The following is a 13,816-nucleotide window of genomic DNA, read 5'->3' as shown; positions in this document are numbered from 1 at the left end:
CTTGATGGCGCCCGGGTGAACTCCATCGGCTCAATCACCGCTGTCGGCGGTATTCAAGTTGGCCACTATCAGAGGCTGGACCCTGATGCGTCACTCGGAGACGGCTGGGCCTGCGGCGTAACGGTGGTGTTGCCGCCACCCGGGACCGTCGGCGCGGTCGATTGCCGGGGCGGGGCTCCCGGGACCCGCGAGACCGATCTGCTGGACCCGGCCAACAGTGTGCGCTTCGTCGACGCTGTCGTGCTCGCCGGCGGCAGCGCCTACGGTCTGGCCGCCGCCGACGGTGTCATGCGCTGGTTGGAGGAAAACCAGCGCGGAGTGGCGATGGGGGGCGGTGTGGTGCCCATCGTGCCCGGTGCGGTGATCTTTGACCTGCCAGTTGGTGGCTGGGACTGTCGGCCGAGCGCGGAATTCGGCTACCTGGCTTGTCGTGCCGCGGCCGGCGACGAAGCTGGCGATGAAGGTAGTGCCCACGCTGAGGTCGCGTCGCTCGGCACGGTCGGTGCCGGGGTAGGAGCGCGAGCCGGTGCGCTCAAGGGCGGAGTCGGGACCGCGTCCACCACGCTGCGGTCCGGGGTGACCGTCGCAGCGATAGTCGTAGTGAACTGCGCGGGCGATGTCGTCGATCCAGCCACCGGTCTGCCGTGGATGGCGGATCTGATCGGCGACTTCGCACTGCAGAAGCCGCCGGACGAGCAGATTGCTGCGTTGGCGGCGCTACCCGCTCCGCTGAGCTCGCTGAACACCACCATCGGAGTGGTTGCGTGCGACGCCGCGCTGAGCCCGGCGGCGTGTCGGCGCGTGGCGATCGCCGCCCACGATGGGCTGGCGCGAGCCGTGCGCCCAGCACACACCCCGCTGGACGGGGATACCGTATTCGCACTGGCCACGGGGGCGATCGAGGTCCCGCCGTCGGCGGGCACGCCGGCCGCTTTGTCGCCAGAGACCGAGCTGGTCACCGCGGTGGGTGCGGCGGCGGCCGATTGTTTGGCTCGCGCGGTGCTGGGTGGGGTGATCGCGGCAACACCGGTGGCCGGAATACCCAGCTACCGAGACGTGTTGCCCGCAGCGTTCGGGTCCTGAATATTTCGGGACATGCGCGAGAGGGAACCGTTGGCGTGTTGGTGATTCGTCATGACCTGGTGGACGCCATGGTCGCCCACGCTCGTCGCGATCACCCCGACGAAGCCTGTGGCGTGTTGGCGGGGCCGGAGGGCTCCGATCGTCCCGAACGGCACATCCCGATGGTCAATGCCGAGCGCTCGCCGACGTTCTACCGATTCGATGCCCAAGAACAGCTGAGCGTTTGGCGCGCTATGGAGGCGGAGGGCGATGAAGCGGTGGTCCTGTATCACTCCCACACCGCGACCGAGGCGTACCCGAGTCGTACGGATGTGAATCTGGCCGCAGAACCGGACGCGCACTACGTCTTGCTGTCCACGCGGGACCCGGCGCGGTGCGAGCTGCGCAGCTACCGCATCGTCGACGGCGCCGTTACCGAAGAACCAGTCAGTATCGTCGAGCAATACTGAATAGACCCAGAAAGGTCCCCATGAACGTCACCGTGTCCATCCCGACCATCCTGCGCCCCCACACCGGGGGCCAGAAGCGCGTCTTGGCGAACGGCGGGACGCTGGGTGAAGTCCTCAGCGATCTGGAGGCCAACTATTCGGGCATTTCGGAGCGGCTGATCGATAACGGCAAGCTGCACCGCTTCGTGAACATCTACGTCAACGACCAGGATGTGCGGTTTTCCGGCGGCCTGGACACCGCGGTCGCCGACGGTGACTCGGTCACCATTTTGCCCGCCGTTGCTGGTGGGTAAGCCAGCGTATGACGCGATACGACTCGTTGTTGCAGGCGCTGGGAAATACGCCGGTGGTTGGTCTTCAACGGTTGTCACCCCGGTGGGCTGACGGGCCGGACGGGCCGCACGTTCGGCTCTGGGCCAAACTCGAGGATCGCAACCCCACCGGGTCGATCAAGGACCGCCCGGCATTGCGGATGATCGAACAGGCCGAGCAAGACGGGCTGCTGGCGCCGGGCGCCACCATCCTCGAGCCCACGAGCGGAAATACCGGAATCGCGCTGGCGATGGCGGCCCGGTTGAAGGGCTATCGGTTGATTTGCGTGATGCCGGAGAACACCTCAGTAGAGCGGCGTCAACTACTGGAGCTGTACGGAGCCCAGATCATCTTCTCGCCGGCCCAAGGCGGGTCTAACACTGCGGTGGCCACCGCCAAAGAACTCGCCGCGGCCAACCCGGAATGGGTGATGCTCTATCAGTACGGCAACCCGGCCAATGTCGACTCGCACTACCGCGGTACGGGTCCCGAGTTGCTGGCGGACCTGCCCGAGATCACCCACTTCATCGCCGGCTTGGGCACCACGGGCACGCTCATGGGTACCGGCCGGTTTCTGCGTGAGCATGTCGCCGACGTCAAGATCGTGGCGGCCGAGCCCCGCTACGGCGAAGGGGTATACGCGCTGCGCAACATCGACGAAGGGTTTGTGCCCGAACTCTACGACCCGGACGTCCTGACGACCCGGTACTCGGTCGGTGCGCTCGACGCGGTGCGCCGCACCCGTGAGCTGGTGGACTCGGAAGGCATCTTTGCCGGCATCTCCACCGGCGCGGTGCTTCATGCGGCGCTCTCGATGGGCGCGGCGGCGGTCAAGGCCAGCGAGCGCGCCGACATTGCTTTCGTGGTCGCTGACGCAGGCTGGAAGTATCTGTCGACGGGCGCCTACGCCGGTAGCCTGGATGAGGCCGAGGACGCTCTGGACGGCCAGCTATGGGCATGACCCGCTCCGGCGACCATGAAGGAGGCGATGAGGTGGGGGCACCACCCGCGTGCGGGGGAGAGCGGCGCTCGTGACCAAACGAACCAAGAAGCCGGAAGCCCAGCCGGAGAAACGGCCGCGGTGGGTTATTGGTGGGACGACCATCCTCACCTTCGTCGCGTTGCTGTACGTCATCGAACTGTTCGACCAGCTGTCCGGGAATCGGCTGGACGTCAACGGCATCAGGCCGCTAGAAGCCGACGGTTTGTGGGGGATCATCTTCGCGCCGCTGCTGCACGCCAACTGGGCACACCTGATGGCCAACACGATTCCACTGCTGGTGCTGGGATTTCTGATGACGTTGGCTGGACTCTCCCGCTTTGTCTGGGCCACTGCGATCGTGTGGATCCTTGGCGGCTTCGGTACGTGGCTCATCGGCAACGTGGGCAGCAGCTGCGGCCCAACCGACCACATCGGGGCCTCCGGCCTGATCTTCGGCTGGCTGACTTTCCTCATCGTGTTCGGGTTCCTCGTCCGCAAGGTATCCGACATCATCGTCGGGCTGGTGGTCTTCTTCGTTTACGGCGGCGTGCTGCTCGGCGCCATGCCGGTGCTGGGCCAGTGTGGCGGTGTGTCCTGGCAGGGTCATCTGTGTGGCGCGCTCGCGGGTGTGGTGGCCGCCTTCGTCTTGTCCGCTCCGGAGCGTAAGGCTCGCGCACTGAGAAAGGGCGGCACGCGATCCAACCCGTCGCTGCATCCGAAGGCATGAGGTCGTCGCCCCCGGTTAGCGGGCGGGGACCTCAGGCTCCGGTCGGAGTCTTCGACTCCGGTGTGGGCGGACTGACGGTGGCACGAGCGATCATCGATCAGCTACCTGACGAGGACATCGTCTATGTCGGCGACACCGGCAACGGTCCCTACGGTCCGTTGACCATTCCGGAGGTTCGTGCGCACGCGCTGACTATCGGCGACGACCTCGTTGGCCGCGGCGTCAAGGCGTTGGTGATCGCATGCAACTCTGCCTCTGCAGCGTGCTTGCGCGACGCTCGCGAGCGATACGACGTGCCCGTGGTCGAAGTGATCTTGCCGGCCGTCCGGCGCGCGGTCGCCGCGACGCACAACGGCCGCATCGGAGTGATCGGTACCCGCGCGACCATTACCTCGCACGCCTATCAAGATGCGTTCGCCGCCGCACCCAACATCGAAGTCACCGCGGTTGCCTGCCCCCGGTTCGTCGACTTTGTCGAGCGTGGCGTCACCAGCGGTCGTCAGGTGCTGGGTCTGGCGCAGGGCTACCTGGAGCCCCTGCAGCGGGCCGGCGTGGACACCTTGGTACTTGGGTGCACCCACTATCCGCTGCTATCCGGGCTGATTCAGCTGGCGATGGGTGACAACGTCGCCTTGGTCTCCAGCGCCGAGGAGACCGCCAAAGAGGTGGTCCGCGTGCTCACCGAGAGTGACCTGCTGCGCCCGCACGATGCGCCGCCGGTGACCCGAGTATTCGAGGCCACCGGTGACGTGGAAGCGTTCACCAAACTGGCGGCGCGGTTCTTGGGCCCGGCGCTGGGCGGTGTCCACGCTGTGCATCCGTTGCGCGTCCAGTAGGGTCGTCGAGAGATTCTCATTACCGAATGCGGCGATGTCTTTCTCATCGTGCAACGGGGCATGGCACAGTAGTGTCCGTGCGACTAACCGTGCTCGGATGCTCCGGCAGCGTCGTCGGGCCGGATTCGCCTGCCTCCGGCTACCTACTGCGAGCTCCGGACACTCCGCCGATCGTCGTCGATTTCGGCGGGGGTGTGCTCGGTGCTTTGCAGCGGCATACCGATCCTGGATCGGTGCAGGTGCTGTTGTCGCATTTGCACGCGGACCACTGTTTGGACTTGCCAGGATTGTTCGTATGGCGGCGCTACCACCCGACGTCGCGTCCTGTTGACAAGGCCTTGCTCTATGGCCCGAGCGATACCTGGTCGCGATTGGGCGCGGCGTCGTCACCGTACGGCGGCGAGATCGACGATTGCTCGGACATCTTCGATATTCACCATTGGGTCGACGGCGAGCCGGTGACTATCGGTGCGGTCACCGTGATGCCGAGGGTGGTTGCTCACCCGACCGAATCGTATGGTTTGCGCTTTACCGGTCCTTCTGGCGGGTCCCTGGTGTACAGCGGCGACACCGGCACCTGTGACCAACTCGTCGAGCTGGCTCGCGGCGCTGACGTTTTTCTCTGCGAGGCATCGTGGACGCACTCACCCAATCACCCGCCCGACCTTCACCTGTCAGGCACCGAGGCCGGACGCGCGGCGAGCGAGGCCGGTGTTCGCGAGCTGCTGCTTACCCATATCCCGCCATGGACGTCACGAGAGGATGTGATTTCCGAGGCCAAGGCCGAGTTCGACGGCCCGGTGCATGCGGTGGTATCGGATGAGACGTTCGAGGTTCTGCCGAAGCGACCGACGCTCTAGCCGCGCTCTCTAGGCGCTCGTCGTCGGCGGGCTCGAACTGGATGGCCCGCCTCCTCCCCGCGCCTTCCGGGCGCGCATCGTCGGCGGGCTCGAACTGGATGGCCCGCCTCCTCCCCGCGCCTTCCGGGCGCGCATCGTCGGCGGGCTCGAACTGGATGGCCCGCCTCCTCCCCGCGCCTTCCGGGCGCGCATCGTCGGCGGGCTCGAACTGGATGGCCCGCCTCCTCCCCGCGCCTTCCGGGCGCGCATCGTCGGCGGGCTCGAACTGGATGGCCCGCCTCCTCCCCGCGCCTTCCGGGCGCGCATCGTCGGCGGGCTCGAACTGGATTGCCCGCCTCCTCCCCGCGCCTTCCAGGCGCGCATCGTCGGCGGGCTAGAGTCGGGCTCGTGTCCAAACGAGAAGACGGCCGCCCCGACGACGAGCTGCGCCCGGTGGTCATCAACCGGGGCTTCACCGATAATCCCGCAGGTTCCGTACTGATCGAATTCGGCGGCACGAAAGTCATGTGCACCGCCAGCATCGCCGACGGAGTGCCCCGCTGGCGCAAAGGGTCGGGGTTGGGGTGGCTCACGGCCGAGTACGCCATGCTGCCGGCGGCGACGCACACTCGCTCGGACCGGGAGTCGGTGAGAGGCCGGCTCAGCGGACGCACCCAGGAGATCAGCCGACTGATCGGCCGGTCGCTGCGCGCTTGCATCGACTTGGGGGCGCTGGGTGAGAACACCATCGCGGTCGACTGCGACGTGTTGCAGGCCGATGGCGGCACCCGCACAGCGGCCATCTCCGGTGCCTATGTCGCATTGGCCGATGCCGTGACCTATCTGTCTGCGGCCGGCAAACTGTCCGATCCCAGGCCGTTGTCGTGTGCCATTGCGGCGGTGAGCGTCGGCGTCGTCGACGGCAGGATTCGTGCTGACCTGTCTTACGAAGAAGACTCCCGCGCCGAAGTTGACATGAATGTCGTCGCCACCGACACCGGGACTCTGGTGGAGGTTCAGGGGACCGGCGAGGGTGCGACGTTCCCGCGCTCGACACTGGACAAGCTGCTCGACACAGCACTGGCCGCGTGCGACACGTTGTTTGCTGCGCAACGCGATGCGCTGGCCCTGCCCTACCCCGGAGTGCTGCCCGTAGGCCCTTCGGCGCCGAAGGCGTTCGGAACCTGACCGGGCTCTTGGTAGACCCCGGTCAGTCGGAATCGGTGCGGTAGATGAAAGCGCTGATCTGCGGGGCTGGCATCGCGGGACTGGCGTTGGCGAACCGGCTTTCGGTGCGGGGCGTGGAGGTGGTGTTGCTGGAGCGTTCGCCGGTTCCGCGAACGCAGGGCTACATGATCGACGTTTTTGGACACGGCTACGCCACCGCCGAGGCGATGGGACTGATGCCCGCTATCCAGGAAGCCGCGTACCACCTCGAGGAAGCCATCTTGGTCGATGAGCGAGGGCGCCACCGCGCTAGCTTGCCCATGAGTCTGCTGGCGCCCAGCCCGTCGCTTGATGTGATGCGGCCCGACCTAGAGCGGGTGCTGCGCGAATCGCTGCCGACCTCGGTGGACCTGCGATTTGGCACCACCCCGACCGCGGTCGAGGACCGCGGCGGTTCGGTCTGGGTCGTCCTCGACGATGGCTCCGAGCTCGACGTGGACCTTCTCGTCGGTGCCGACGGACTGCACTCGACGGTGCGGCGGCTGACCTTCGGTGACGAGTCTGACTATGTGCGTTACCTGGGCTTTCACACCGCGGCATTTACCTTTCATGACCAGGAGCTCAATGAGGCCCTAGATGGCCGCTTCTTGATGACCGACACCATAGGCCGGCTGCTGGGTCTCTACGGGTTACGCGATCATCGTGTTGCTGGTTTCACCATTCACCGCAGCGAGGATCCCACCGTGCCCGACGACCCCCGCGCGGCGCTGTGTGCAACCTATGGAGGGATGGGCTGGGTGGTGCCCCAAGTATTGAGGAAGCTTCCGCCTCCGTCGGAGATCTACTACGACCAGGTCGCCCAGGTGACGTTGCCGCATTGGAGCAGCGGCCGATGCGTACTCGTCGGCGACGCTTGCTTCGCGGTGTCGGTGCTTGCCGGCCAGGGCGCGTCCATGGCCATGGGCGGCGCATACGTGCTGGCCGACCAACTACGGCGCATTCCATCCGTCGATCAGGCGCTCGCTGGCTACGAGAAGCAATGGCGGCCGGTGGTCGAACGCACGCAGCGGGCCGGCCGGTGGTCGGGCGGCTTTTTCGTCCCCGCATCACGGGCCTCGCTGCTGGCGCGACGCGCTGTGCTAAGGGCGGTGCAGCTGCCCATCATTGACCGCGTCGCGCGCGCAGCTGTGGCCGGCACACCTAGTGACCTGATACCCGCGCTGCACCGGAGTGAATCCACCGGGGAAGGGCCGGCGCAGTGATGACTGAGCTACTGGTCGCCAGCCGCAATCGCAAGAAGCTGGTCGAACTGCGTCGGGTGCTGGACGGCTCAGGATTATCGGCCTTGACGCTCGTGTCGCTGAATGACGTGGCACCGTTCGATGAAGCGCCGGAAACCGGAGCGACATTCGAGGACAATGCGCTGGCCAAAGCCCGCGATGCCTACGCGGCGACTGGCTTGGCGAGCGTCGCCGACGACTCCGGGTTGGCGGTCGAGGCGCTCAACGGCATGCCCGGCGTGCTGTCGGCGCGATGGGCAGGAAGCCATGGCGATGACGCTGGCAATACGGCGCTCTTGCTCGCCCAGCTGCGCGATGTGCCCGACGACCGGCGTGGTGCGTCATTCGTCTCGGCATGTGCACTGGTCTGTGGTTCCGACGAGGTCGTGGTGCGCGGCGAGTGGCCCGGAACGATTGCACGACAGCCCCGCGGTGCCGGCGGGTTCGGCTACGACCCGGTCTTTGTTCCCGACGGTTCTGACCGCACCGCTGCCCAGCTGAGCCCGGTGGAAAAGGACGCGGTATCGCATCGTGGTCGCGCCCTGGCACTGCTGTTGCCTGCGTTGCGGGCGCTGGCTTAGAGGCCGAATCGCGCCTTGACGTTCCGCGTCTGGAAGTGCTCGACGATGATGCCCAGGAGCGGGATCGTTCCGGCCAGCAGCACACCGATCGTCTTGGCAATCGGCCAGCGGACCTTGATCGCCAGGTTGAATGCGGCCAGCACATAGACGAAGTACACCCAGCCGTGCACGACCTCGATCCACCGGATCTCTTGGTGGTAAACGAGGTGCGACACGATTTCGTAGCACAGCGCAATGAGCCAGATGCCTGTGGCCCACGCCATGATCCGGTAGGCAAGCAGTGCGTTACGGATCTTGTCGGTGGAGACCGCGGGCGCCGGCGCTTCGGGTGTCTCTGGTGTGGTCATGCGGTGGTCCTGTTCTCCTTTTCGGCATCGCTTTTTGCGAGTTCGGCCAGGTAGGCGTTGTACTCCCGCAGGGCGGGATCGTCGGTGTCAGGCAGCGTCGGCCTTGGCCGCTCGGGCAGCAGTCCGGCAGGTATCTCGGTGATGCCGCCGTGGTTTCGCGGCTCCGGCGGTACTTCTTCGTAGCGAACGAACTTGCGGTACGCGTAGACGCAGAACCAGGCGAACGCCGGCCATTGGAGCGCATAGCCGAGATTCTGGAAGGTGCCCGACGCAGACTGGAATCGCGTCCACTGCCACCAGCCCAAGGCGAGACAACCGCAGGCCGCAACGAGAACCAGGGCGATCAGCGCAGGTCGGCGCAGACGGCTCGTGGACACCACTCGAAGGTACCGCGCTGTGGTCTGTGAGGCGTTCACCCCGCAAATGGTGGGCGTCATGGCTTGGGCTCTTGGAGTTCATCGAGCGGCACTACCGCGACCTTGTGGTATTCGCGAAGTCGTATCCAACGCCTCGAGCGCCGCGATCGTCGGCTACCACGCGGCACCCATCGCTATCCATCAGACCGCGGTACGAATTCTTCCGCTACCTGCTTGACAAGCACTTGGTGCCGGGGGTTCCAGGCGGATCCGCTTCAGGTGATTCTTGCCGCGCCTGTGCTGGGGTAGCACGCAGGCCAGTGCTTTGAGTACAGCGATGTCTCGGTGCAATGACTGGAACGAGGCAGCGTCGCTGTGCGGTAGACGGTGTACGCGTTTTGACTCGTCCGCCGAACGCACCTGGTGGTCGATCTCGTCGCAGTGGTCAAGCCAAGGTTGCCGGAACGACCAACACGTTGATGGGGCCGGCAGGCGGGTAGGATCGGCACGCCGCGGGCGTGATGAAATTGGCAAACATGCCGGCTTTAGGTGCCGGTGCTCGAAAGAGCTTGAGGGTTCGAGTCCCTCCGCCCGCACTCCGGTCTCCCCGGTGTTGACTCTGGTCAGGCCCTATCCGAGGTTCGTCAATGTGGCGCAATAGATCCGCCGATGTCGGGGCTCTCGGGGCGCGCAGTTACCTCGCATCCGCCCACCGTCCATCTCGGGGCTAAGGCGCCGAGGTGTCTGCATCGAGGCCGCGAAATTGACCGACCGGTTGCAGTCGGTCGAGGTCTAGGCCGCGGGCCCGCCCTCGCCGCCTGCACCGCCGGGTCCGCCGGCGCTCCCAGCAGGGCCTCCGCCCAAGACGCCGGCCTCGCCGGGTCCGCCGCCACCCGGACCGCCGTCACCGCCGTCCCCGCCGTCCCCGCCGACACTGGAGAAGCCGCCGATGCCGCCGTTGGCGCCGTTGGCGCCGTTACCGCCGTTCCCGCCAGCCCCGTTAGTGCTGGCACCGCCCGCACCGCCGTCGCCGCCGTCACCACCGAAAGTGAGTCGGTCCGGGTTGTCGCCGCCGGCACCGCCGCTAGCGCCGTTCCCGCCGTTCCCACCGGCCCCGTTGGTGCTGGCGCCGCCGGCACCGCCGTTCCCGCCGGCGCCGCCGAGACTGTCGCGGTCGGCGTCGTCGCCGCCGACCCCGCCGGTACCGCCGTTACCGCCGTTCCCGCCAGCCTCGTTGGTGCTGAAGCCGCCGTCACCGCCGTTCCCGCCGGCACCGCCGCGACTGTCTAGGCCCGGGTTGGCGCCGCCGTCACCGCCATTCCCGCCGATCCCGCCGTTCCCGCCAGCCCCGTCGATGCTGGCGCCGCCGGCACCGCCGGTACCGCCGTCACCGCCGGTACTGAAGCCGCCGGCGTTGGCGCCGCCGTTGCCGCCGTTGGTGCCGTTGCCGCCCTTCCCACCGGGCCCGCTGGTGCTGTCGCCGCCGTTGCCGCCGGAACCGCCGGCACCGCCGATGCTGAGGCTGTTGGCGCCGGCGTTGAGGATGTCGTCGCGGCCATCAGCGGCGAGGCCGCCGTCTCCGCCGTCTCCGCCTAAGGTGCCACCGAATCCGCCGTCACCACCAGAACCGCCTCTACCGCCGAAACTGGCGAAGCCGGCGTTGACGCCGCTGGTGCCGCCGTTGCCGCCAGTGGCGCCGTTGGCGCCTGCCCCGTTGGTGCTGGCGCCGCCGTCACCGCCGGAACCGCCACGCCCGCCCCTACTGCCAAGGCCGGCGTTGTCGCCGGCGTTGCCGCCATGGCCGGCGGCGCCGGCTGCCCCGCCCGCCCCGTTGGTGCTGGCGCCGCCATTACCGCCGTTCCCGCCGTCCCCCCCGGCACTGTCGCCGCCGGCGTTGTCGCCGCCGTTGCCGCCGTTGGTGCCGTTGCCGCCGCTCCCACCGGGCCCGTTGGTGCTGTCGCCGCCGTTGCCGCCGGAACCGCCGTCACCGCCGAGAGTGCCGCCGTTGCCGCTGGTGTTGTCGTCGCGGCCATCGGCCGCGAGGCCGCCGTCTCCGCCGTGCCCGCCTGCGGTGCCACCGAATCCGCCGTCACCGCCGCGCCCGCCGTCACCGCCGATACTGGTTGCGGCGTTGGCGCCGGCGGCACCGCCGTCGCCGCCCGTCGCGCCGTTCGCGCCTGCCCCGTTGGTGCTGGCGCCGCCGGCACCGCCATCACCGCCGGCCCCGCCGCGACTGACGTTGCCGGCGTTGTCGCCGCCGTTGCCGCCGTTGCCAGCGGTGCCGGCTGCCCCGCCTGCCCCGGTGGTGCTGGCGCCGCCGTTGCCGCCGTTGCCGCCGTTGCCAGCGCTACTGAAGTTGCCGGCGTTGTCGCCGCCGTCGCCGCCGTTGCCGCCGGCGCCGGCTGCCCCGCCTGCCCCGGTGGTGCTGGCGCCGCCGTTGCCGCCGTTGCCGCCGTCCCCACTGAAACTGGTGCCGCCCGTGTTGTCGCCGCCGTCGCCGCCGTTGGTGCCGTTGCCGCCGTTCCCACCAGGCCCGTTGGTGCTGTCGCCGCCGTTGCCACCGGAACCGCCGGCACCGCCGGTACTGGTGCCGCTGGTGTTGTCGTCGCGGCCATCGGCCGCGAGGCCGCCGTCTCCGCCGTGCCCGCCTGCGGTGCCACCGAATCCGCCGTCACCGCCAGAACCGCCGCCACCGCCGACACTGTTGCCGGCGTTGGCGCCGGCGATACCGCCGTTACCGCCAGCCGCGCCGTTCCCGCCAGCCCCGTTGGTGCTGGCACCGCCGTCACCGCCGTCACCGCCGACCCCGCCCACACTGTCGGAACCGGCGTTGTCGCCGCCGTTGCCGCCATTGCCGCCGCTACCGCCGACTCCGCCGTCACCGATGATGTTGCCGCCGCTGCCGCCGTTGCCGCCGCTGCCGCCGGCACCGCCGACACTGTTGCCGACGGCGTCGTTAGGGCCGATCGCGCCGTCACCGCCGGTGCCGCCGGCCCCGCCGTCGCCGACTAGTCCGCCGTTGCCGCCGTTGCCACCGTCGCCGCCGTTGGTGCCGGCGACGAGCGCGTCAGCACCGTTTCCGCCGTTACCGCCGTCACCCCCGCTACTGGGAGTCTGTCCAGCTAGGCCATCCGCACCGACAACAGTGCCGTTACCGCCCTTCCCACCGGCGCCACCAGCTCCGGGGTCTCCGCCGTTGCCGCCGTCCCCGCCGCGACCAGAGTTGATGATGAAGTCGCTGTCGCCGTCGCCGCCATTTCCGCCGTTCCCGCCGGTGCCGCCCTGGCCGCCGTTGCCGCCTGTGCCGCCGTTGCCATTGCCGCCTGCGCCGGAGGCGCCGCCGGCGCCGCCGTCGCCTCCGGTTCCGCTGGTGCCGCCTGCGCCGCCGCTGGTGCCGCCGAAGCCAGCGCCTCCGGTTCCGCCGTCGCCGCCGGTTCCGCCCGCGCCGGCGTCGCCACCGTTTCCGCCGCCGGTGCCGCCGGTGCCGCCTGCGCCGCCGGTGCCGGCCGCGCCGCCAGTTCCGCCGGTGCCGCCGGTTGTGCCGATTCCCGCGCCGCCGGCACCGCCTTTGCCACCGTCGCCGGCCGCGCCGCCGGTTCCGCCGGTGCCGCCGCCAGTAGTGCCAATTCCCGCGCCGCCGGCACCGCCTTTGCCGCCGTCGCCGCCGGCTCCACCGGATGCGCCGGTTGCGCCGTTTACGGGCTGACTGCCTTTGCCGCCGTCACCGCCATCGCCGGCCGCGCCGCCGGTGCCACCGGTTCCATTGGCGCCTCCGCCGATCCCGCCCGTTCCGGCGGCCCCGCCGGTGCCGCCGGAGCCACCTGTACCGCCGTCGCCGGCTTGGACAACGGTGTTTCCATCACCGCCCACACCGCCCTTGCCTCCGGTTCCTCCGGTGCCGCCGTTGCCGCCGTCGCCGCCGCCGACTCCGCCGATGCCCGCGCCGCCGGCTCCACCAGCCCCGCCGGCGCCGCCGTCGAACCCGTCTTGCGCGTCGCCCTGGCCCGAAATTTTGCTTCTGCCTTGGCTGCCGTTGCCGCCGTCGCCGCCCTGGCCGCCGGTGCCGCCGGTACCGGAGCTGCCGTCAACGCCGCCGCCCGACCCGGTGCCGCCGGCACCGGCTGCGCCGCCGGTGCCACCATCGCCGCCGGCGCCGCCGACGTCGCCGTCTACGATCGCGGCGTTGCCCCCGTCGCCGCCAGTGCCGCCGGTGCCGCCGTCGCCGCCTGCTCCACCGTCGCCAGTGCCGCCGGCGCCCGCGTTACCCCCGACTCCGCCGGCGCCGCCGATGCCGCCGACACCGCCGATCGCGCCGGCACCGGGCCCGGTGCCAGGTCGGGAATCGCCGAGGCCGCCGGTGCCGCCCTCGCCGCCGGTGCCGCCGTCGCCGCCGTCGCCGCCGCCGGTGCCTCCGTCCCCGCCTGCCCCGCCAGTGCCCGCTGCGCCCCCAGCGCCGCCAGGTCCGCCGAGCTCGCCGCCTTCGCCGCCGGTGCCGCCGTCGCCGGCGGTGCCGCCGGTGCCGCCGGTGCCGCCCCCGGTGGCGCCGATACCAGCGCCTCCGGTTCCGCCCGCGCCGCCGGTGCCGCCAGCTCCGCCGTCGCCGCCTGGGTCGTCAGTAAGAGGGCCGTGGCCGCCGGCGCCGCCATCGCCGGCGTCGCCGCCGTCGCCACCGGTTCCGCCGGTTCCTGTCGCGCCGATCACTGACCCGGCGCCGCCGGCTCCGGCCTTACCGCCGTCTCCACCGGTGCCGCCGTCGCCGCCGTCGCCGCCGGCCTTTCCGGTCATATCGCCGCTATTGTCAACGCCGTCACCCCCGGCGCCGCCCTTGCCGCCGGTTCCGCCGGTGCCGCCTTGGCC

General features: G+C 69.5%; 13 protein-coding genes and 1 tRNA gene. 11 read left to right on the top strand and 3 right to left on the bottom strand.

What is annotated here, in order from left to right:
* Positions 1–24: 24 nt before the first annotated feature.
* From F6B93_RS16250 to rdgB, 10 genes are all read left to right on the top strand, one after another.
* A complete protein-coding gene (locus F6B93_RS16250) occupies positions 25–1,083 on the top strand; it encodes a P1 family peptidase (RefSeq protein WP_211699548.1) in 1,059 nt (352 codons plus the stop codon).
* 2 nt (positions 1,084–1,085) lie between these two features.
* Positions 1,086–1,532, top strand: a complete 447-nt coding sequence (locus F6B93_RS16245; RefSeq protein ID WP_281426167.1) for a M67 family metallopeptidase — start codon at positions 1,086–1,088, stop codon at positions 1,530–1,532.
* A gap of 20 nt (positions 1,533–1,552) precedes the next feature.
* The gene (locus F6B93_RS16240) at positions 1,553–1,825 is read left to right on the top strand and encodes a MoaD/ThiS family protein (RefSeq protein ID WP_211695993.1); all 273 of its coding nucleotides are present in this window, start codon (positions 1,553–1,555) and stop codon (positions 1,823–1,825) included.
* Between the two features lie 8 nt (positions 1,826–1,833).
* A complete protein-coding gene (locus F6B93_RS16235; RefSeq protein WP_211695992.1) occupies positions 1,834–2,805 on the top strand; it encodes a cysteine synthase in 972 nt (323 codons plus the stop codon).
* Between the two features lie 49 nt (positions 2,806–2,854).
* Positions 2,855–3,553, top strand: coding sequence for a rhomboid family intramembrane serine protease (locus F6B93_RS16230; RefSeq protein WP_211695991.1), 699 nt, complete (start codon positions 2,855–2,857; stop codon positions 3,551–3,553).
* Entirely contained in the window at positions 3,550–4,389 is an 840-nt protein-coding gene (murI, locus tag F6B93_RS16225) for a glutamate racemase (protein WP_211695990.1), read from the top strand. Before F6B93_RS16230 ends, murI begins: the two co-directional genes overlap by 4 nt.
* Positions 4,390–4,460: 71 nt before the next feature.
* On the top strand, positions 4,461–5,249 hold the full coding sequence (locus tag F6B93_RS16220) for a cyclic nucleotide-degrading phosphodiesterase (RefSeq protein WP_211695989.1): 789 nt from the start codon (positions 4,461–4,463) through the stop codon (positions 5,247–5,249).
* Positions 5,250–5,636: 387 nt separating this feature from the next.
* On the top strand, positions 5,637–6,416 hold the full coding sequence (gene rph / locus F6B93_RS16215; protein WP_211695988.1) for a ribonuclease PH: 780 nt from the start codon (positions 5,637–5,639) through the stop codon (positions 6,414–6,416).
* 44 nt (positions 6,417–6,460) lie between these two features.
* Positions 6,461–7,657, top strand: coding sequence for an FAD-dependent monooxygenase (locus F6B93_RS16210; protein WP_211695987.1), 1,197 nt, complete (start codon positions 6,461–6,463; stop codon positions 7,655–7,657).
* Complete coding sequence (gene rdgB / locus F6B93_RS16205) at positions 7,657–8,256, top strand: RdgB/HAM1 family non-canonical purine NTP pyrophosphatase (protein WP_211695986.1); 600 nt, start codon at positions 7,657–7,659, stop codon at positions 8,254–8,256. Before F6B93_RS16210 ends, rdgB begins: the two co-directional genes overlap by 1 nt.
* On the opposite strand, the gene F6B93_RS16200 is transcribed toward rdgB, so the two are convergent.
* On the bottom strand, positions 8,253–8,603 hold the full coding sequence (locus tag F6B93_RS16200; protein WP_211695985.1) for a DUF3817 domain-containing protein: 351 nt from the start codon (positions 8,601–8,603) through the stop codon (positions 8,253–8,255). The genes rdgB and F6B93_RS16200 overlap by 4 nt on opposite strands.
* Positions 8,600–8,980: a hypothetical protein gene (locus F6B93_RS16195; RefSeq protein ID WP_211695984.1), complete on the bottom strand. Its 381-nt coding sequence runs from the start codon at positions 8,978–8,980 to the stop codon at positions 8,600–8,602. The genes F6B93_RS16200 and F6B93_RS16195 overlap by 4 nt, the downstream gene beginning before the upstream one ends.
* Before the next feature lie 491 nt (positions 8,981–9,471).
* Between F6B93_RS16195 and F6B93_RS16190 the strand changes: the two genes are divergently transcribed.
* Positions 9,472–9,555, top strand: a tRNA-Leu gene (locus tag F6B93_RS16190).
* A 196-nt stretch (positions 9,556–9,751) separates the two neighbouring features.
* Here the strand turns inward: F6B93_RS16190 and F6B93_RS23445 are convergent.
* A complete protein-coding gene (locus tag F6B93_RS23445; protein WP_425518560.1) occupies positions 9,752–13,744 on the bottom strand; it encodes a PE family protein in 3,993 nt (1,330 codons plus the stop codon).
* Positions 13,745–13,816 lie beyond the last annotated feature (72 nt).

Origin of the sequence: Mycobacterium spongiae, assembly GCF_018278905.1 — a bacterium.
Classification (GTDB): domain Bacteria; phylum Actinomycetota; class Actinomycetes; order Mycobacteriales; family Mycobacteriaceae; genus Mycobacterium; species Mycobacterium spongiae.
This window is presented reverse-complemented; position numbering and strand designations above follow the sequence as displayed.

Coding starts and splice junctions, on each gene's coding strand:
- F6B93_RS23445 (WP_425518560.1), bottom strand. CDS start 13,744: ATGACCGGAAAGGCCGGCGGCGACGGCGGCGACGGCGGCACCGGTGGA.
- rdgB (WP_211695986.1), top strand. CDS start 7,657: ATGACTGAGCTACTGGTCGCCAGCCGCAATCGCAAGAAGCTGGTCGAA.
- F6B93_RS16235 (WP_211695992.1), top strand. CDS start 1,834: ATGACGCGATACGACTCGTTGTTGCAGGCGCTGGGAAATACGCCGGTG.
- murI (WP_211695990.1), top strand. CDS start 3,550: ATGAGGTCGTCGCCCCCGGTTAGCGGGCGGGGACCTCAGGCTCCGGTC.
- F6B93_RS16210 (WP_211695987.1), top strand. CDS start 6,461: ATGAAAGCGCTGATCTGCGGGGCTGGCATCGCGGGACTGGCGTTGGCG.
- F6B93_RS16240 (WP_211695993.1), top strand. CDS start 1,553: ATGAACGTCACCGTGTCCATCCCGACCATCCTGCGCCCCCACACCGGG.
- F6B93_RS16200 (WP_211695985.1), bottom strand. CDS start 8,603: ATGACCACACCAGAGACACCCGAAGCGCCGGCGCCCGCGGTCTCCACC.